This window comes from Aeromicrobium sp., assembly GCF_050700635.1.
Lineage (GTDB): Bacteria > Actinomycetota > Actinomycetes > Propionibacteriales > Nocardioidaceae > Aeromicrobium.
Window position 1 is genome coordinate 1 of record NZ_JBOHDT010000027.1, and the last position, 18132, is coordinate 18132.

Annotated in this window: 17 protein-coding genes and 1 pseudogene; 3 read left to right on the plus strand and 15 right to left on the minus strand. The window is 69.5% G+C overall.

What is annotated here, in order from left to right; genetic code table 11:
- The 3 genes and pseudogenes from ACRDPN_RS01810 to gatC all read right to left on the minus strand — a co-directional run.
- A pseudogene (locus ACRDPN_RS01810) lies at window positions 1-240 on the minus strand (Asp-tRNA(Asn)/Glu-tRNA(Gln) amidotransferase subunit GatB); the annotation flags it as partial.
- A complete protein-coding gene (gene gatA, locus ACRDPN_RS01815; protein WP_431445618.1) occupies window positions 237-1763 on the minus strand; it encodes an Asp-tRNA(Asn)/Glu-tRNA(Gln) amidotransferase subunit GatA in 1527 nt (508 codons plus the stop codon). The gene gatA and the pseudogene ACRDPN_RS01810, both read right to left, overlap by 4 nt.
- Window positions 1760-2071, minus strand: coding sequence for an Asp-tRNA(Asn)/Glu-tRNA(Gln) amidotransferase subunit GatC (gene gatC / locus ACRDPN_RS01820; RefSeq protein WP_431445619.1), 312 nt, complete (start codon window positions 2069-2071; stop codon window positions 1760-1762). Before gatC ends, gatA begins: the two co-directional genes overlap by 4 nt.
- A 75-nt stretch (window positions 2072-2146) precedes the next feature.
- Between gatC and ACRDPN_RS01825 the strand changes: the two genes are divergently transcribed.
- Both ACRDPN_RS01825 and ACRDPN_RS01830 read left to right on the plus strand, forming a co-directional pair.
- A complete protein-coding gene (locus tag ACRDPN_RS01825; protein WP_431445620.1) occupies window positions 2147-2998 on the plus strand; it encodes an alpha/beta fold hydrolase in 852 nt (283 codons plus the stop codon).
- Window positions 2995-3351, plus strand: coding sequence for a YrdB family protein (locus ACRDPN_RS01830; protein WP_431445621.1), 357 nt, complete (start codon window positions 2995-2997; stop codon window positions 3349-3351). Before ACRDPN_RS01825 ends, ACRDPN_RS01830 begins: the two co-directional genes overlap by 4 nt.
- On the opposite strand, the gene ligA is transcribed toward ACRDPN_RS01830, so the two are convergent.
- The 4 genes from ligA to ACRDPN_RS01850 all read right to left on the minus strand — a co-directional run bounded on the left by ligA (window position 3348) and on the right by ACRDPN_RS01850 (window position 8844).
- Window positions 3348-5417: an NAD-dependent DNA ligase LigA gene (gene ligA / locus ACRDPN_RS01835; RefSeq protein WP_431445622.1), complete on the minus strand. Its 2070-nt coding sequence runs from the start codon at window positions 5415-5417 to the stop codon at window positions 3348-3350. The two genes, ACRDPN_RS01830 and ligA, sit on opposite strands and share 4 nt — an antisense overlap.
- 147 nt (window positions 5418-5564) lie before the next feature.
- Window positions 5565-6560 carry a methionine synthase gene (locus tag ACRDPN_RS01840; protein WP_431445623.1) on the minus strand — a complete coding sequence of 332 codons (996 nt, stop codon included), beginning with the start codon at window positions 6558-6560 and terminating at the stop codon, window positions 5565-5567.
- A complete protein-coding gene (gene mnmA, locus ACRDPN_RS01845) occupies window positions 6557-7642 on the minus strand; it encodes a tRNA 2-thiouridine(34) synthase MnmA (RefSeq protein ID WP_431445624.1) in 1086 nt (361 codons plus the stop codon). Before mnmA ends, ACRDPN_RS01840 begins: the two co-directional genes overlap by 4 nt.
- Window positions 7639-8844: a cysteine desulfurase family protein gene (locus ACRDPN_RS01850; RefSeq protein ID WP_431445625.1), complete on the minus strand. Its 1206-nt coding sequence runs from the start codon at window positions 8842-8844 to the stop codon at window positions 7639-7641. The genes mnmA and ACRDPN_RS01850 overlap by 4 nt, the downstream gene beginning before the upstream one ends.
- Before the next feature lie 101 nt (window positions 8845-8945).
- Between ACRDPN_RS01850 and ACRDPN_RS01855 the strand changes: the two genes are divergently transcribed.
- The gene (locus ACRDPN_RS01855; RefSeq protein WP_431445626.1) at window positions 8946-10463 is read left to right on the plus strand and encodes an AAA family ATPase; all 1518 of its coding nucleotides are present in this window, start codon (window positions 8946-8948) and stop codon (window positions 10461-10463) included.
- Here the strand turns inward: ACRDPN_RS01855 and ACRDPN_RS01860 are convergent.
- From ACRDPN_RS01860 to ACRDPN_RS01895, 8 genes are read right to left on the minus strand one after another with little or no spacing between them, the layout of a single operon-like run.
- A complete protein-coding gene (locus ACRDPN_RS01860; protein ID WP_431445627.1) occupies window positions 10455-11711 on the minus strand; it encodes an ankyrin repeat domain-containing protein in 1257 nt (418 codons plus the stop codon). The two genes, ACRDPN_RS01855 and ACRDPN_RS01860, sit on opposite strands and share 9 nt — an antisense overlap.
- Complete coding sequence (locus tag ACRDPN_RS01865; RefSeq protein ID WP_431445628.1) at window positions 11708-12346, minus strand: GntR family transcriptional regulator; 639 nt, start codon at window positions 12344-12346, stop codon at window positions 11708-11710. Before ACRDPN_RS01865 ends, ACRDPN_RS01860 begins: the two co-directional genes overlap by 4 nt.
- Window positions 12347-12392: 46 nt before the next feature.
- Window positions 12393-12629, minus strand: coding sequence for a hypothetical protein (locus ACRDPN_RS01870; RefSeq protein WP_431445629.1), 237 nt, complete (start codon window positions 12627-12629; stop codon window positions 12393-12395).
- Window positions 12626-13753: a cysteine desulfurase family protein gene (locus ACRDPN_RS01875; RefSeq protein ID WP_431445630.1), complete on the minus strand. Its 1128-nt coding sequence runs from the start codon at window positions 13751-13753 to the stop codon at window positions 12626-12628. The genes ACRDPN_RS01870 and ACRDPN_RS01875 overlap by 4 nt, the downstream gene beginning before the upstream one ends.
- A complete protein-coding gene (gene nadC, locus ACRDPN_RS01880; RefSeq protein WP_431445631.1) occupies window positions 13750-14607 on the minus strand; it encodes a carboxylating nicotinate-nucleotide diphosphorylase in 858 nt (285 codons plus the stop codon). Before nadC ends, ACRDPN_RS01875 begins: the two co-directional genes overlap by 4 nt.
- Window positions 14608-16137 carry an L-aspartate oxidase gene (gene nadB, locus ACRDPN_RS01885; RefSeq protein WP_431445632.1) on the minus strand — a complete coding sequence of 510 codons (1530 nt, stop codon included), beginning with the start codon at window positions 16135-16137 and terminating at the stop codon, window positions 14608-14610.
- Window position 16138: 1 nt separating this feature from the next.
- Window positions 16139-17431: a quinolinate synthase NadA gene (gene nadA / locus ACRDPN_RS01890; protein WP_431445633.1), complete on the minus strand. Its 1293-nt coding sequence runs from the start codon at window positions 17429-17431 to the stop codon at window positions 16139-16141.
- Window positions 17428-18129, minus strand: a complete 702-nt coding sequence (locus ACRDPN_RS01895; RefSeq protein WP_431445634.1) for an NUDIX hydrolase — start codon at window positions 18127-18129, stop codon at window positions 17428-17430. The genes nadA and ACRDPN_RS01895 overlap by 4 nt, the downstream gene beginning before the upstream one ends.
- Window positions 18130-18132 lie beyond the last annotated feature (3 nt).

An 18132-nucleotide genomic window follows, 5' to 3' on the forward strand; every position in this document is an offset into this window, starting at 1 on the left:
GTTCAGCGCCAACCCGATCCGGATCGCGGCCTCCACGGCGCGCTCGTTGGCGACCGGCAACGCACCCGGCAGGCCGAGGCAGACCGGACACACCTGCGTGTTGGGCTCGGCGCCGAACTCCGTCGAGCAGCCGCAGAACATCTTCGACGTCGTGTTGAGCTCGACATGCACCTCGAGACCGAGCACCGGGTCGAACTGCGCGACGGCGTCGTCGTAGGACACCAGTGTCGTGACCGTCATCGGGTCACCTCCAACTCGGGAGCCTGCGCGAGCAACGGGCCGCCCCACTGCTCCACGAGCATCGACTCGAGTGCAGCCGCGACCCGGTAGAGCCGGTCGTCGGCCATTGCGGGCGCCAGCACCTGGATGCCGGCCGGCAGCCCGTCCTCGTCGGCCAGGCCGCTGGGTAGCGACAGCCCGGGCATGCCGGCGAGGCTGGCCGGGATCGTGGCGATGTCGTTGAGGTACATCGCGAGCGGGTCGTCGACCTTCGCCCCGATCGGGAACGCCGTGGTCGGCGCGGTCGGCGACACGAGCACGTCGACTTTCTCGTACGCGGCGTCGAAGTCGCGACGGATCAGCGTGCGTACCTTCTGGGCCGAGCCGTAGTAGGCGTCCCAGTAGCCACTCGACAAGGCGTAGGTGCCGAGGATGATCCGGCGCTTGACCTCGGAGCCGAAGCCCGCCTCCCGGGTCGCGGCCATCACCTGCTCCGCGGTCGGGTCGCTGACGCGGTCGGGCAGCACCCGAAGGCCGTAACGCATCGCGTCGAACTTGGCCAGGTTGCTGCTCGCCTCGCTCGGCAGGATCAGGTAGTACGCGGCGAGCGCGTGGACGAAGCTCGGGCACGAGACCTCGACGACCTCGGCCCCGGCGCCCTCGAGAAGCCGCAGCGACTCCTCGAACCGGGCGACGACGTCGGGCTGAAAGCCCCCAGAAGATTCAGCACTGCCGCCGAGCTCGCGCACGACGCCGATCTTGAGGCCGTCGACGTCCGCACGACGCGCAGCCTCGACGACCGGGGGCACCGGCCCGTCGATGCTGGTGGAGTCACAGGGGTCATGGCCGGCGATGACCTCGTGCAGCAGGGCGGCGTCGAGCACCGAACGCGTGACCGGCCCGGCCTGGTCGAGGCTGCTGGCGAGGGCGATGAGGCCGTAGCGGGAGACGCCACCATAGGTCGGCTTGACGCCGACGGTGCCGGTCAGGGCGCCGGGTTGACGGATGGAGCCTCCGGTGTCGGTACCGACAGCGATCGGCGCCTCGAACGCGGCGACCGCTGCTGCCGATCCGCCGCCAGACCCGCCAGGGATGCGGCCGGTGTCCCACGGGTTGTGAGTGGGGCCGAATCCGGAGTGCTCCGTGGACGAGCCCATCGCGAACTCGTCCATGTTGGTCTTGCCGAGAATGGGTAGTCCGGCGGCCTTGAGGCGTCGCGTGACGGTGGCGTCGTAGGGCGGGATCCAGCCCTCGAGAATGCGCGAGCCGGCCGTGGTGGGAACTCCCCGGGTGGTGATGACGTCCTTGACCGCGATGGGCACACCGGCCAGCGCCGGCAGGTCCTCGCCGGCTGCGTGGCGTGCGTCGATGTCTCGTGCCGTCGCGAGCGCGCCGTCGGCGTCGACGTGCAGGAAGGCGTGGATCTCGCCGTCGACGTCGGCGATGCGGGCCAAGTGCGCCTCGGTGACCTCGACGGACGTGATCTCGTCGGTCGCGAGCTTCTGGGCGAGCTCGGCGGCGGTGAGGTGGATGAGGTCGCTCACTGCTCGTCCCCCAGGATCTTCGGCACGAGGAAGCGCTGCTGCTCGCTCTCCGGCGCACCCGCCAGCGCCTCGTCAGCGGCGAGGCTCTCGCGCACCTCGTCAGGTCGGAACACGTTGCTGATCGGCAGCGGGTGGCTCATGGGTGCGACGTCGTCGCCGGCCGCGTCCTGGACGACCCGGACGTGCTCGAGGATCGCCGGAAGCTCCGCCGCGAGGTGGTCGAGCTCCTCGTCGCGGAGCGAGATGCGCGCGAGCTCGGCCAGGTGGGCGACGTCCGCGCGCGAGATACCCGAGACGGGGTCAGACATGCAGATTCCTTCAAAGACGGCGGGTGCCGACTCATCCTAGTGACCGGTGTTCAACTGACCTGCAAGAGTGTCCGAGTGAGAACAGCTGAGCGCTTGACCGAGCTTCGCCGCGACGACCTCGTCCTCGACGTCATCGACGACGGGCCACTCGACGGAACGCCGGTCGTCCTCCTGCACGGCTTCCCGCAGCGTGCGTCGTCGTGGAACGGCGTCACGCCGCACTTGCACAAACGCGGCGCGCGGACGTACGCGCTCGACCAGCGTGGCTACTCACCGCGCGGGCGGCCACACAGCCGGTTCGGCTATCGGGCCTCGGCACTGGTGGCTGACGTCCACGCCCTCATCGAGGCCATCGGCGAGCCCGTCCACCTCGTCGGCCACGACTGGGGCGCGGCAGGCGCTTGGGGAGTCGCCTCCCGCCACGGAGGCTCGATCAAGACGCTGACCGCCGTCTCGGTGCCGCACCCGGGCGCCTATGTCCGCTCGTACGTCCGCAGCACCCAGGCCCTGAAGTCGTACTACATCGCGCTGTTCCAGCTGCCGTTCCTCCCCGAGTGGCTGCTGAGCCGCCGGGGCGGAATCACTGACAGGCTGTTGCGCGGCAGCGGCATGACCGGCGAGATGGTCGAGACGTATCACCGCGAGATCGTGGAGTCCGGAGCACTGCGGGGCGCCCTGGGCTACTACCGGTCCATGCCGCTCACGAGCCGGCAGATCTTTCCGGGCAGGGTCGCGAGGCCGACCACCCTGGTCTGGAGCGACGGTGACGTCGCGATAACCCGAAAGTCGGCGGAGCTCACGGCGCCCTTCGTGACCGCCGACTACACGTTCGAGGTGATGGGGGGCGTGAGCCACTGGATTCCGGACGAGCGTCCGGCCGAGCTCGCCGAGATCATCGCCCGCCGCGCAGGGTTGGACGCGACGTGAGCAGGAGGAACGACGAGCCGCGGGTCGGCTTCGCCGACATGGTGGCGTTCGGGTGCGAGCTGGCGATGTTCGTTCTCGTCATCGCGTCGGTGAACTACCTCGTCGATGGTTGGCGGAGCTGGCTGATCGGCATCGGTGCGGCCCTGGTGGTCGCCCTGATCTGGGCCCGGTGGATGGCCCCGACCTCGTCGCACCGGCTCACCGATCCGAGGCGGTACGTCGCCCAGGCGTTGCTCTTCGGCTCCGTCGGCGTGCTCGCGGGCGTCTCCGGATTGCTGTTGTGGGGCGTGGTGTTCACGGTCACCTCGCTCGTGGCGTTCGCGTTCTCACGAACCGAGCGCCACGCGCGCTAGGGTCCGTTCTCGAGAAGCTTCTCGAAGCCCGCTTCGTCCAGGATCGGGACGCCGAGCTGTTCGGCCTTCGCCGCCTTGGTGCCCGGTGAGTCGCCGACGACGACGTAGCCGGTCTTCTTGGACACCGAGCCGGAGGCCTTGCCGCCGCGGGCGATGATCGCCTCCTTGACCGAGTCGCGGGTGAAGTTCTGCAGCGATCCGGTGACGACCACGGTGAGTCCCTCCAGAGTGCGGGGCACCGACTCGTCGCGCTCGTCCTCCATGCGCACGCCGGCCTCAGCCCACGCGTCGACGATGCCGCGGTGCCAGTCGACTCCAAACCACTCGACGATGGCCTCGGCCAGCGTGGGGCCGACGCCGTCGGCCTCGACCAGGTCGTCGACGGACGCTTCGGCGATGGCCGGCAACGACGCGAAGTGCTCGGCGAGGGCACGCGCCGCAGTGGGGCCGACGTGCCGGATGCTGAGCGCGACCAGCACTCGCCACAACGGTTGGCCCTTCGCCTTCTCGAGATTCTCGAGCAGTGCCACGCCGTTGGCGCTGAGCACTCGATCACCCGCGCCCGCCTCCTTCTCGGCCTTCTTGGCGGCGCGAGTGTAGAGCGGGACGGTGAGCAGGTCGGCCTCGGTGAGCGCGAACAAACCGCCCTCGTCGACGACCACCCCGGCGTCGAGCAGGGCGACGGCACCCTCCCAGCCGAACACCTCGATGTCGAACGCGCCCCGACCGCCGACGTGCGTCAGACGCTCACGCAGCTGCGAGGGGCAGGCGCGCGTGTTCGGGCAGCGGATGTCGGCGTCGCCCTCACGCGTGGGCGCGAGCTTGGTGCCGCACGCCGGGCACTCGGTGGGCATGACGAACTCGCGCTCGCTGCCGTCGCGCAGTGCGACGACCGGGCCGACGATCTCGGGGATGACGTCGCCGGCCTTGCGCAGCACCACCATGTCGCCGATGAGGACGCCCTTGCGCTTGACCTCGTGCTGGTTGTGCAGCGTCGCCATCTCGACCGTCGACCCGGAGACGCGGATCGGCTCCATGACGCCGAACGGGGTAACCCGGCCGGTGCGGCCGACGTTGACGCGGATGTCGAGCAGCCGCGTGTTGACCTCCTCGGGCGGGTACTTCCAGGCGATCGCCCACCGGGGAGCCCGTGAGGTTGAGCCGAGCCGGTTCTGGAGATCTACCTCGTCGACCTTGAGGACCACCCCGTCGATCTCGTGGATGACGTCGTGCCGGTGCTCGCCGTAGAACTCGATGAACTCCTGCACGGCGGCGAGGTCGGGCAGGACCTTGGCGCGGTCGCTGGTGGGCAGCCCCCAGGCCTTGAGCGCGTGGTACGCCTCGGACTGGCGCTTCGGGGTGAATCCCTCGCGGTAGCCGATGCCATGACAGACCATCGAGAGCGGCCGCCCCGCGGTGACGGATGCATCCTTCATGCGCAACGACCCGGCTGCGGCGTTGCGCGGGTTGGAGAACGGGGTCTTGCCCGACTCGGCCCACGCGGTGTTGAACTCCTCAAACGCCTCGGTGGGGAAGAACACCTCGCCGCGGATCTCGACGTAGGCCGGGACCGGGTACTTCTTCGAGGCCTTGAGGCGGTTGGGGATGACCTTGACGGTGCGGACGTTGTTGGTGACGTCCTCACCGACACGTCCGTCGCCTCGGGTGACGCCGCGCGTGAGCACACCATCCTCGTAGGTGAGCGAGATGGCGAGGCCGTCGACCTTGAGCTCGCACAGGAAGTCGGCCTTTTCGGCACCCTCGCGGACCAGGCGCGCGTGCCACGACTCGAGCTCCTCGGGGCTGAAGGCGTTGTCGAGGCTCATCATCCGCTCACGGTGCTGGTACGACTCGAAGGTCGACGACGCATACCCGCCGACACTCTGGGTGGGCGAGTCGGGCGTGCGGAGCTCGGGCAGCTGCTCCTCGAGGTCCTCGAGCTCGCGCATGAGCACGTCGTACTCGCCGTCGGAGACCGTGGGAGCGTCGTCGAGGTAGTAGCGCGTGCGATGATCCTCGATCTGTTCGGAGAGATCCTTGTGCCGCTGCCGGAGATCGTCCGTCATGCCCACGAGCCTATAGTCGCGGGGTGACGGGTTATCAAAGGTTGTGGCCGACCATCGCCGGAGTCGTGCTCCTCATCGGGGGTGTGGTGATCGCCGGGATCTTCTACGGCGACGTCGTTCTCACCGTCGCCGGAGGGGTCATCGCCGTTATCGGTCTCGGCCTTCTCCGTTACGCGATGCTGCGCCGGCGACGCCTTGCGCGAGGCTGAGCGCGCGCCTCGCCCACGCCGGTGATGCCCCGGCCAGACCGCAGGTCGGTGTGACGACGGTGCGTGTTGTGTAGGCGTCCTCGTCGAAGCCGAGCCGCGAGAAGAACCCTTCCACCCGTCGTCCCAGGCCGGCGTCCGTGACCTCGGCCTCGGTGGACGGGACGACGCCCGGCCACAGGTCGATGCCGGCCTCGAAGGCTTCGGACCACGAGTCGTCGGGCTCGGCGAGACCGACGTCGAACGACACGGCCGTGAAGCCGGCACCGGCGAGGAGCGCCACCGGCACGTCGGCGGCGCAGGAGTGCACGACCGAACGGGCGCCAGCAGAGGTGACGGCGTCGACGACGGGGCGCAGCAGCGCGTCGGCCTCGGGTGGGTGGACGATGCGGTGGCGGCCGAAGCCGCTGGCGGTCGGGATGCCTCCGCCGAGTACGGCCGTGATATCGGGCTCGTCGACCTGCACGACGATCTGCTCGGCTCGTCCGAACCGGCGTCGAACGTCGGCCACGTGCGCCGTGAGGCCCTCGGCGAGCGACTCCGCCAGCTCGCGTCGTGCCCCGTGGTCGGCCACGAGCTTTTCGCCGCGGGCGCGCTCGACGTGGGCGGCGAGGGTGAGTGGCCCGGTGACCTGCACCTTGACGGGACCGGTGTGGTCGTCGAGCAGCTCCTCGGCGGCGTCGAGATCCTCCGCCAGCAGGGAGCGGGCGCGACGCAAGTCGCTTCCCGATCCGACACCGAGACGCCAGCCGGCCGGCTGCAGGTCAGCCTCCAATCCCTCGAGGACGGCAAGGGCGCGGCCGATCATGCCGGCGTGCGGGCCGCGTGCGGGCAGCTCGGGCACGAACACGAAGTCGCCGACCTCGCCGCGAATGACGCGCAACGTCTCGGCGACGTCGGTGCCGGGCATCGACCCGACACCGGTTGCCGCCGTCACACCGTCACGCGACGAGTCTGCGCGATGGTGGCGGAGCCGACGACGCGGGTGCCGTCGTAGATGACGCAGGCCTGACCAGGGGCGATGCCGTAAGCCGGGTCGCGCAGCTCGACCCGGACCTCCGACTCGTCCACCTCGACCGAAGCCGCGTGCTCGTCACCGTGGGCCCGTAGCTGCACCGTGCAATCGAGGCGCCCGCCCGGGACGCGTCCGCTCCACAGCGGCTTGATGCCGTCGAGCGCGTCGACGCGGAGGTGCTCGCGCGGGCCGACGGTGACAGTGCCACTGACCGGCTCGATGTCGAGCACGAACCGCGGCTTGCCGTCGTCGGCGGGCACGCCGAGGCGCAGCCCGCGTCGCTGTCCGATGGTGAACGCGTAGGCGCCGTCATGCTCGCGAAGGGTTTCGCCGTCCTCGTCGACGATCGCGCCTTGCTTGGGTCCGAGCTTGTCGCGCAGCCAACCGGCATTGTCGCCGTCGGCGACGAAGCAGATGTCGTGGCTGTCGGGCTTCTGCGCCACCTGCAGGCCACGTTGCTCTGCCTCGGCGCGCACGGACGTCTTGTCGGTTCCACCGAGCGGGAACAGTGAGTGGGCGAGCTGCTCCTGCGTGAGCACGCCCAGCACGTACGACTGGTCCTTGCCGTGGTCGATGGCGCGGTGCATCTCGACGGTTCCGTCGTGGGCGGCGCGCAGCTGCGCGTAATGCCCGGTGACCACGCCGTCGAAGCCGAGGGCGAGTGCGCGGTCGAGCACGGCCGCGAACTTGATCTTCTCGTTGCAGCGCAGGCAGGGATTGGGGGTGCGGCCGGCGGTGTACTCGGCCACGAAATCGTCAACGACCTCGTCGGCGAACTCCTCGCTCATGTCCCAGACGTAGAACGGGATGCCCAGCACGTCGGCAGCGCGCCGGGCGTCGCCGGCGTCCTCGATAGAGCAGCAGCCGCGCGCTCCCGAGCGGTACGACCGCGGGTTGCGACTCAGCGCGAGGTGGACGCCGGTCACGTCGTGGCCCTCGTCGACAGCCCGCGCGGCAGCCACAGCCGAGTCGACGCCCCCCGACATCGCCGCAATCACTCTCACGACGCACTCCGCACCATTGACGCGGCGAGTGCGCGCTCGTGGACCGCGGGCAGCGCGGTGATGAGCGCGTCGACGTCGGCCTCGGTGGACGTGTGGCCGAGGCTGAATCGCAGCGACCCGCGCGCAGCGACCTCGTCGTAGCCCATGGCCAGCAGGACGTGGCTGGGCTGCGGCACCCCGGCATCGCAGGCCGATCCGGTGGAGCACTCGATGCCCTGCGCATCGAGCAGCATCAGCATCGCGTCGCCCTCGCAGCCGGGGAAGGTGACGTGGGCGATGTTCGGGAGCCGGTGCTGCGGACCGGGCTCGGGATCGCCGTTGACGATCGCGTCGGGCACGACCCGGCGGATGCCGTCGACCATGCGGGCGCGCAAGGACTCGATGCGCGCGGCCGACTCCGCCTGACGGTCGACGCTCACCTCCATCGCCTTCGCGAAGGCGGCGATGAGCGGAACTCCGATGGTGCCCGAGCGAAGGTCGCGCTCCTGCCCGCCACCGTGCATCAGCGGAGTGGGCTCGACCTCGCGACGGATGACGAGCGCACCGATGCCGACCGGGCCGCCGAGCTTGTGCGCCGTGACCGTCATGGCGTCGAGCCCGGAGGCATCGAAGTCAAGCGGGATGTAGCCGGCCGCCTGTACTGCGTCGCTGTGCACCGGGATGCCGTGCTCGCGAGCGATCGCGACGACGTCCGCGACCGGCTGCACGGTGCCCAGCTCATTGTTGGCCCACATCGTGGTGACGGCGGCGACGCTCGCCGGGTCGGACTCGACCGCCTCGCGCAGCGCGTCGACGACGATGCGGCCCTCGCGACCGACCGGCGTGGTGTCGACGCGGGCGCCTTCGTGCTTGGCGAGCCAGGTGACGGGGTCGAGCAGCGCGTGGTGCTCGATGGCGCTGAAGACGATGCGGTCGCGATGCGGGTCGCTGTCGCGGCGGGCCCAGAACAGTCCTTTGATCGCGAGGTTGTTGGCTTCCGTGCCACCGGAGCAGAAGACGATCTCGCTGGGCCGGGCACCGAGCTTCTCGGCGATCAGCTCGCGCGCCTCCTCGACGGTGCGCCGGGCAGCGCGTCCTGACCCATGCAGGCTCGACGCATTGCCCGTACGAGCGAGCTGTTCGGTCATCACCGCGATCGCCTCGGGGACCATCGGCGTGGTCGCCGCGTGGTCGAGGTAGACGGTGTGACGGGAGGCATTCATCGCCTATTCAGGGTAGTCGCAAGGGGCACACGCCCTCCACGGCGAGCACCCATCCTGAGCAAACGTCAGTCGCTTGGCTAGAGCGCCTCTACGCTGCGTCCATGGATGACTACTTCGTGGTGACGTCGCGCAGCTCAGTGGCTTTCGACTCTCCGCAGTCGGCTCCGGTCACCAACGGAGGGCCCGAGCTCGCCGATCTCCGGAAGTACGGGCAGCGGGTCCTTCGCCGGTTCGTCGCGCAGGCCCGCGCCGACGACCAGCCGACGTTCGCGCGGATCATCGCCGATCACCTCGAGGTCCCGCTCGGTGACCTGCCCATCATCGAGGAACGATGGGCTTCCTATGAACACGTGAACGTCCAATCCGCCCTTGACGTCTGGAGCAACGAGTCAGGGCGCACCGTCCAGACGGTGGGCATGACGAACTACCGGCATCGGGGACCGTTCGGACTGGGTGACCTCGTTGGTTCGGGCGACGACGGCGACATGTTCGACCATGGGCCGCGACCCGGGAATGTCTCCCGCGTCGCGCGCGCCACCGGCCCGAACGGCGAGTCCATCGAGTGCATCCGCGCGGCCATCCTCCTGGTCAGCGAGGGCGACGACCGGATCGTCGTGCTCTACCGCGGATCCGACCCAGAGAGCGAGTCGTTCGGCGTCACGCTCGAAGCCATGGCCAATCGTCCGGACGTCGCCGCCCGCACGACAGCAAGATTGCGCGAGCTCGCTCACCAGCACAATGTCTATCGCGCGCAGGTCGTCTCCTTCGGCCATCAGATATTCGACGACCACCTGGACTCCGTCCTGAGACTCCACCCTCGCGTACCTCTTGATCCGAGCGCGTTGGTGCTCCCTGAAGCGACCTTCGACGACGTCCGGAGGCAGGTCGTGGGGGTGGCGCGCAACCGGCAGCGCCTCCGGGCGTCCGGCCAGCATCTCAAGCGCGGCCTCTTGCTCTACGGACCGCCAGGTGTCGGCAAGACGCACACCGTGCGATACCTGGTCGGGGAGCTGGGCGACACCACGGTGATCGAGCTGAGCGGCGACACGCTCGGAGCGATCAAGGAAGCATGTTCGATCGCGCGATCGCTGCAACCGGCCATGATCGTCGTCGAGGACGTCGATCTCATTGCGGAGCAGCGCGATCACTACGGTGGTGAAACTCCGCTTCTGTTCACGTTGCTCAATGAGATGGACGGTCTGGACGAGGACGCCGACGTCGTGTTCCTCCTGACCACCAACCGCGCTGACCTTCTCGAGCCGGCCCTGGCTGCCCGCCCCGGACGTGTCGACCAAGCCGTCCACATCGACCTGCCGGACCGCGACGCACGACGACGCCTGATCGAGCTTTATCGGGCGGACCTGGAGGTGGACTTCAGCCGTCTGGACGGTGTGCTCGGCCGCACCGACGGCGTGACTGCCTCATTCCTCAAGGAGCTGCTCCGTCGGGCCGCGGTGGTGGCTGCGGATCGAGACGGCTCGGATGACGCTGATGCACAAGTGACGGTAACCGCCGACGACCTGGACCATGCGCTGGAGGACCTGCTGGACACCCGGAACCAGATGACCCGCGCTGTGCTCGGTTACACGGAGCCGATGCGTGACCCCGGTTCAGCCTGACTCCAGGGTCCTCACGATCACGGTGTGACCCCGCTTGCGGGCGTGCTGGAGCGGCGTCACGCCGTCCTTGTCGGCGATCGAGGCGTCGGCGCCGGCGTCGAGGAGAGTGCGCACGACGCGCTGCCACCTCTTCGTCCCCTCTCCGAGGATCACCGCCTCGAGCAGCGCCGTCCATCCCAGTTCATTGACGTGGTCGATCTTCACCGGCGTGTGCTCGACGACCCACGCCACGTAGTCGTCGTGCGCGCGCTCGGAGGCCGGGATGAGCGACGTGCCGCCGAACCGGTTGAGCAGGCCGAAGTCGGGCTTCGCGGATTCGACGATCTTCGCCATCCGGACGCTGCCGCTCACGCCGGTCACCAGCCAGGCGCTGTCGTGACGGTCGTCGAGCGCATCTGGGTCGGCGTCCAGGTCGACGAAAAGTCGGGCCACGGCGGCGTGGTCGCCCGTGGCCGCCAGCAGCAAGGGCGTGCGCCGGTTCGCGTCGCGGGCCTCGATGTCGGCGCCCTCGCGAAGCGCGATCGCGGCGGCATCGGCGTCTCCCGAGTCGGCCGCTCGGAGAAGAGCGGCGTTGGCTTCTGACTTGGTCATCCTGTTGGCCTCCAGGGCGCCGTCGATCGTGGTGGCGATCCGGTCGAAGCCGCGCTGCCTCGCGTGGGAGACGGGACTGATGCCGTCGCGCTTCGGGGCCACGGTGAGATCCGCCCCGCCCGCGACCAGCGCGCGGACGGTGTGGACGTACCGGCTGCTCCCGTCGCCGAGGACGATCGCCTCGTGCAGGGCCACCCAGCCCAGGTTGTTGACGTGGTCGACGTCGATGTCGGTCTGCAGCAGCCGCCCGACGATGTGGTGGTGGCCGCGCTCGGCGGCCCTGATGAGCCCGGTGCCGTTCCACTTATCGAGGCTGTCGACGTCGGCGCCGTTGTCGAGAGTGAGCTCCAGGAGGTCGAGGTAGCCCTCGCTCGTGGAGATCAGGTACGCGCTCTGCTCGGACTTGTCCTTCGCGTTCACGTCGGCTCCGGCCGCGATGAGCAGCCGAGCCTTCCGGACGTCGTTCTTCCACGCGGCAGCAATGAGCCTGCGGTCGAGCACGCGCTTCGACATTCCCTCGTGCGGGTTCGCCTCGGCTGCTCGAGTCGATGCCGCCGCAGGAGTCGGCGTCTTCGTCGATGTGGCCGGCTCGTCGGACGGCCCACCACATGAGGTCAGGACGAGGGCCGCGAGCACGGTCGCCGCTGCCGCCCTCATCGAGCCCTTGCCTCGTCGAAGGCCTTCCGGCTCGTGCGCAGATGCCGCTCGTTGACCTCGCGCGCTCGGTCGACGGTTCCGGACTCCATCGCGTCGACGAGCTCACGGTGCTCGGCGTGGATGGCGGCGGGATCGGTGTGCTGACGCAGGAGCCACCGCATCCGCTGGTCGAGGTCGGCCAACAGCTGGCGCACGAGCGGGCCCTGACCGAGTGAGGCCATCACTTCGTGGAACCTTGCGTTGGCCGCCACCGCGCCTGCCAGGTCGCCGACGTCGAGACAGCGCTGCGCGGCCTCGAGGCTCGTGCGAAGTGGAGCCAGCCCCTCGCCGGGCGGGCCGGACGTGAGCTGCTCGACCAAGAGGCCTTCGAGGACGGCGCGGACGTCGAAGAGTTCGTCGATCTCATCGGCCTCATACGTCCGGACGGCGGTGCCACCGGTGTCGCGCTCGACGGCGAATCCCTCCCGCACCAGCGTCTGCAGGGCCTCGCGCACCGGTATCCGGGAGACACCGAGGTCGCCGGCGATCGAGCGTTCGACCAGCCGGCTGCCGGCGGGATAGGTGCCGTCGACGATGCGCTCGCGGATGCGTTCGCACACGTCGCCGCGCATTGGTCGGTAGTCAATGGCCTTCACACCAGAATGGTATACCAAATGACAAGGAGTCCAGCTGGGCGGTCAACTAACCCAGCAGACGTGTGTCCAGCCCTCGCATGAGACCTCGTGGACCCGTGACCGCGCGCGCAGCCAGCAACGTGCCTCCGACGTACGGAGTCGCGCTTGTTCCGGAGTCGTGGCGGATGGTCAGTCGTTCGTTGGGGAGCCCGAAGACGGCCTCGGTCGTGAGGGTGTAGCCGGGAAGCCGAACGGCACGCCCGGTGCGCCGGGTCGTGCCCGCCACACAGATGGCCACCGTCATGGTCGTGCTCCCTTCCGCAGGTCGGACACCGCAGCCAGCACATCGGCGGCGCGGGTGAGGTCGTCGTCCGTGGTCGCTCGGCCAAAGGTGAAGCGCACGGCGGTCTGGGCGATCTCGCGGCCGTAACTCATGGCGGTGAGGACGTGGGACGGCTCGTCGCTGCCGGCCGCACACGCCGATCCGCTCGAGCACACGACACCGCGGCGCTCCAGGTCGAGCAGCACGGATTCACCGCTCCTCCCAGGGAGCACGAATGAGGCGTGGCCGGGCAGTCGACGTGTGGCGTGACCGGTGAGCTCGGCTCCCGCGACCTCGGACACGACGCGGGCGATGAACGCATCACGTCGGGCCACGACCTCGTCCGACGGCCCTCTTGCGAGCTGCAGAGCCGCCGCGAGACCCACGGCACCGGCGACGTTCTCGGTGCCGGACCGTCGCCCGGACTCCTGGCCGCCTCCGTGGATGAGCGGCTCGAACGGGGTGCGGCGGCTCATGTAGAGCACGCCGACGCCCTTGGGCGCACCGAGCTTGTGGCCGGAGATGCTCAGGGCCTGGACTCCCAGATCCTGCACATCGAGAACGAGCCAGCCCGCCGCCTGAACGGCATCCGTGTGAAACGGGATCCCCCGCTCACTCGCCAGCACAGCGAGCTCGGCGACCGGCTGCACGGTGCCGACCTCGTTGTTCGCCACCTGGATGCTCACCAGCGTCGTGTCGTCGCGCAGCGCGGCGGCGAGGTCTTCGGTCGAGACAAGCCCGTCGTGGTCCACACCCAGCGTCGTGACCTCGAACCCGGTTCGACCGAGGAACGCGGCCGACTCCAGCACTGCGGGATGCTCGATCGCGCTGACGACCACGTGGCGCCCGCGCGGCTCGGCCAGCGCGATGCCCTTGATCGCGGCGTTGTCGGACTCCGTGCCCCCGGACGTGAAGGTGATCTCACCGGGGCGGGCGCCCAGGGCTGAGGCGACGTCGGCCCGCGCCTGGTCGAGTCCGCGGAGTGCAGCCTCGCCGACCTCGTGATGGCTCGACGGGTTGCCGAACTCGGGCCCCAGGAAGGGCCCCATCGCCGCGAGCACGTCGCGCTTGAGTGGGGTGGTCGCGGCCTCGTCGAGGTAGATCATGGGGTGCTTCGGACGTCGAGCGCGAGGTCGAGGGCTCGGACGCTGTGCGTGAGCGCTCCGACGCTGATGACGTCGACCCCCGTGGCCGCGACGTCGGCGATGGTGTCGAGCGTGATGCCGCCGCTGGCCTCGACGATCGCGCGGCCGGCGACCATCTCGACGCCCTTGCGGAGCGTGTCAGGGTCGAAGTTGTCGAGCATGATCGTGTCGACCTCCCCGGACGAGAGCACCGGCTCGATGTGGGAGAGCCGGTCGACCTCGACCTCGATGTGCGTCGTATGAGGCAGCCGTTCGGCCGCCGCGCGAATGGCCTCGGTGATTCCGCCCGGGACGTCCTCGACAAGGGCCAGATGATTGTCCTTGGCCATCACGGCGTCCGAGAGCGAGAACCGATGGTTGTGACCGCCGCCGCAGATGACGGCGTGCCGCTCCAAAGCACGCAGGCCGGGCGTGGTCTTGCGGGTGTCGACGACCCGGACCCCGGTGCCTTCGACCGCCGCGACATACCTCGCCGTCAGGGTGGCGATGCCGCTCATCCGCTGGATGAGGTTCAGCGCCACCCGCTCGGCCTGGAGCACCGACCGGGCCGGGCCGGACACCGACGCCAGCACGTCCCCGGTCTCGAACGTCTCGCCGTCAGCGGTTGCGCTGGTGACCTTGACGGAGAAGTCGCGGCGCGACATCGCGATCGAGAACACCTCCGCACCGGCGAGCACACCCGGCTCTCGTGCCACGAGATCGGCAGTGGCCAGCGCCCCGGCCGGGAGGAAGGCCTGCGACGTGAGGTCGCCGAACGGAGCGTCCTCCTCGAGCGCGAGGTCGACGACTCGCTCGATCTGGTGACGGCTCAGCATTCAGGCCCCTTTGATCGCAGAGTGCCGAGCCTTGGACGGCTCGGGCTCGGGGAAGTCCGTGCGGTGGTGACCGCCGCGCGACTCCTCCCGGGCGAGCGCACTCGCCACCACGGCCCGGGCGACGACGAGCAGGTTGGCGTCCTCGGCCGACTTCGCATCGGTGACCCCCGGCTGGCGCCAGGAAGCCAGCTTGGCGGCCGCTGCGGCCAGATCGTCGCCGTTGCGCGAAAGTCCGGCGGCGTCCCACATCAGGCGCTGGAGGTCGTTGCGCACGAACGACTCGTCGTCGTCATCGGGAGCGGTGTCACCGAGCTCGACCACGAGCGGATCGGTCCAGTCGCCATCGAAGGTGTCCTGCTGGTCTGGAAGCTCGAGAGCCTCGACCACGCGCGAGCCGTAGACGGCGCCCTCGAGGAGCGAGTTCGAGGCCAGCCGGTTGGCGCCGTGGAGGCCGTTGCAGGCCGCCTCGCCGACGGCGTACAAGCCGGACACGGAGGTGCGTCCCCACTCGTCGGTGCGTATGCCGCCCATGTAGTAGTGAGCCGCCGGCGTGACCGGGATCGGTTGCTCGCCCCAGTCGAAACCTTGCGCACGGGAGGCGGCGTCGATGTTGGGGAACCGCCGGGCGAGGAACTCCCCGCCGAGTGCAGTGGCATCGAGCCGGACGGGTTTGCCCTTCTGGCGCGCCATCTGCTCGGCGATGCCGCGAGCGACGACGTCACGGGGGGCGAGCTCGGCGTCGGGATGGACGTCGGCCATGAACCGGTGTCCGTCCTCGTCGATCAGCACCGCTCCTTCACCGCGCACGGCCTCGGAGACCAGGAAGTTGCCCGGAGCGGCGAGCGAGGTCGGGTGGAACTGGTAGAACTCCAGGTCTGCCGCGATCGCGCCGGCACGCAGGGCCATCGCGAGCCCGTCCGCGGTGGCGATATCCGGATTGGTCGTGTACGGGAACAGCTGGCCGGCTCCGCCAGTCGCGAGCACCACGGCATCGGCCCGATGCTCTGAGCCGTCGAGCAGGCGCACTCCGACGCACGCCCCGCCCTTGAGCACCACGTCGACGACCGTGGTGCGCTCGTGGATCTCGACGTCGCTCTCACGGAGTCGGTCGATGAGGGCGTACGCGATCCCGGCACCGGTCGCGTCTCCCCCGGCGTGCAGGATCCGAGCGTGCGAGTGTGCGGCCTCGAGGCCGTGGGCGAGGTCGCCCCCATCCTGACCAGACCCCTGCCGGTCGAACTGCACGCCACGCTCGATCATCTCGCGGATCGCGGCCGGGCCCTCCCTGCACAGCACTTCGACCGTTTCCTGGTCGCTCAGTCCGGCCCCGGCGATGAGAGTGTCTTGGACATGCTCGGCCACCGTGTCGTCGCTGGTCATCACCACCGCCACGCCGCCCTGCGCGTACCGCGTGTTGCTCTGCGCGAGGTCGGACTTGGTGAGCAGCGTGACGTGGTGTCCGGCGTCGACGGCCTCGAGGGCAGCCGTCAGCCCCGCGACGCCGCTCCCGACGACGACCAGCCGGCTCACGTCAACCCGCCTTCGGGAGCGCCACGAGCATGCGCTCGAGCGCGATCTTGGCGTCGCGGGCGACGTCGTCATCGACGATGATCTCGTTGCGGACCTCGCCCTCGACCAGCCCGTCCAACGTCCACGCCAGGTAGCCGGGATGGATCCGATACATCGTCGAGCACGGGCACACCACCGGATCGAGGCAGAAGACCGTGCGGTCCGGGTACTCGGCGGCGAGGCGGTTGACCATGTTGATCTCGGTGCCGATCGCGATGACGTCACCGGGTTGGGACGCTGCCACGAACCGGCGGATCTTGTCGGTGGAGCCGAAGGCGTCCGCGGCGTCGACGACCGGCATCGGCGCCTCGGGGTGCACGATCACCTTGACGTCGGGGTACTCGGCGCGCGCCTTCTCGATCTGCGCAACAGTGAAGCGCTTGTGCACCGAGCAGAAGCCGTGCCAGAGCAGCACCTTGGCGTCCTGCAGGCGCTCGGCGGTGTTGCCGCCGAGCGGCCGGCGCGGGTTCCACGTCGGCATCTGCTCGAGCGGGATGCCCATCGCCTTGGCCGTGTTGCGGCCGAGGTGCTGGTCGGGGAAGAACAGCACCCGCTGCCCGCGCTCGAATGCCCACTCCAGCACCGTCGAGGCGTTGGACGACGTACACACGATGCCGCCGTTGCGTCCGCAGAACGCCTTCAGCGCGGCCGAGGAGTTCATGTACGTGACGGGGATGACGGGCTGCTTGCCGCCGGCGTCCAGCTCGTCGCCGTAGATCTCGGTGAGCTCCTCCCAGGCCGCCTCGACGGACTCCTCGTCGGCCATGTCGGCCATCGAGCAGCCGGCCGCGAGGTTCGGCAGGATGACGTGCTGCTCGGGCCGGGCGAGGATGTCGGCCGTCTCGGCCATGAAGTGCACCCCACAGAAGACGATCGTCTCGGCGTCGGGCTTGGTCAGCGCCGCGTTGGCCAGCTGGAACGAGTCGCCCACGAAGTCGGCGTACTGCACCACCTCGTCGCGCTGGTAGAAGTGCCCGAGGATGACGATGCGATCGCCGAGCTTCTCCTTGGCCGCCCGGATGCGCGCATGCAGCTCTTCGTCGTCCATCTTCTGGTACTCGACCGGCAGCTGACCCGGTCGGACGACGGGATCGGGGATGACGTCGTCCTCGGAGCAGCCGGGACCGTAGCCGGGCACGAGGTCGAAGACCCACGGGCCTTCGACGAGCTCGACGTCGCAGCTCGCTTCGGGCTCGGCGACGATCTGGTCGTTGACCGACCGGTTCGGGACGGGATCGGTCGTGGTGGCGGTCATGGTCGCTCCTTGGTGGTGGACGCTGTCTCATCTGCCGCCCGCGGCCCGGCATCCCCGCCGGAGTCGAACCGGTACAGCGCCGGCGGGCGGTGGCTGGTGCCGGTGACACAGGTTCCGGTGGGCACGATCGTGTGGCTCGCCAGGACCTGGCGGCGGAAGTTGGCAGGGTCGAGCGGCTTGCGCAGCACGGCCTCGTGCACCTCGCGCAGCTCGGCGAGGGTGAACTCGGGATGGAGGAAGGCGTGGGCGATCGGTGAGTACGTGATCTTGGCGCGGAGGCGTCCGAGCGCGTACTCGACGATGCGATTGTGGTCGAACGCCAGCTGCGGGACCTCGTCGGCCACGAACCACTCGACGTTGTCGCCGTCGACGGCCCGTGCTGCCTCGTCCGGCCGTACCAGGGCCCAGTAGACGATCGATACCACCCGGTCCGCGGGTGAGCGGTCGATCTCGCCGAACGAGTAGAGCTGCTCCAGGTAGTTGGTCGTCAGTCCGGTCGTGCGCTCGAGGGTGTTGCGGGCCGATGCCGCGAGGTCCTCGTGGGCCTCGAGCGGGCCACCAGGGAGCGCCCAGTCGCCTTCGTACGGCTCGCGGATGCGCCGCACAAGCGGGAGCCACAGCGTGTCGCGTCCCGTCTTCGAGTGCGGCCGGAGCGCGAAGATGACCGTCGACACCGCGAGCGAGACTCGCTGGTCGATCTG

Coding starts and splice junctions, on each gene's coding strand:
- ACRDPN_RS01860 (WP_431445627.1), bottom strand. CDS start 11,711: ATGAGGGCGGCAGCGGCGACCGTGCTCGCGGCCCTCGTCCTGACCTCA.
- nadC (WP_431445631.1), bottom strand. CDS start 14,607: ATGCTGAGCCGTCACCAGATCGAGCGAGTCGTCGACCTCGCGCTCGAG.
- ACRDPN_RS01870 (WP_431445629.1), bottom strand. CDS start 12,629: ATGACGGTGGCCATCTGTGTGGCGGGCACGACCCGGCGCACCGGGCGT.
- nadA (WP_431445633.1), bottom strand. CDS start 17,431: ATGACCGCCACCACGACCGATCCCGTCCCGAACCGGTCGGTCAACGAC.
- ACRDPN_RS01875 (WP_431445630.1), bottom strand. CDS start 13,753: ATGATCTACCTCGACGAGGCCGCGACCACCCCACTCAAGCGCGACGTG.
- ACRDPN_RS01850 (WP_431445625.1), bottom strand. CDS start 8,844: ATGAATGCCTCCCGTCACACCGTCTACCTCGACCACGCGGCGACCACG.
- ligA (WP_431445622.1), bottom strand. CDS start 5,417: ATGACGGACGATCTCCGGCAGCGGCACAAGGATCTCTCCGAACAGATC.
- ACRDPN_RS01855 (WP_431445626.1), top strand. CDS start 8,946: ATGGATGACTACTTCGTGGTGACGTCGCGCAGCTCAGTGGCTTTCGAC.
- gatC (WP_431445619.1), bottom strand. CDS start 2,071: ATGTCTGACCCCGTCTCGGGTATCTCGCGCGCGGACGTCGCCCACCTG.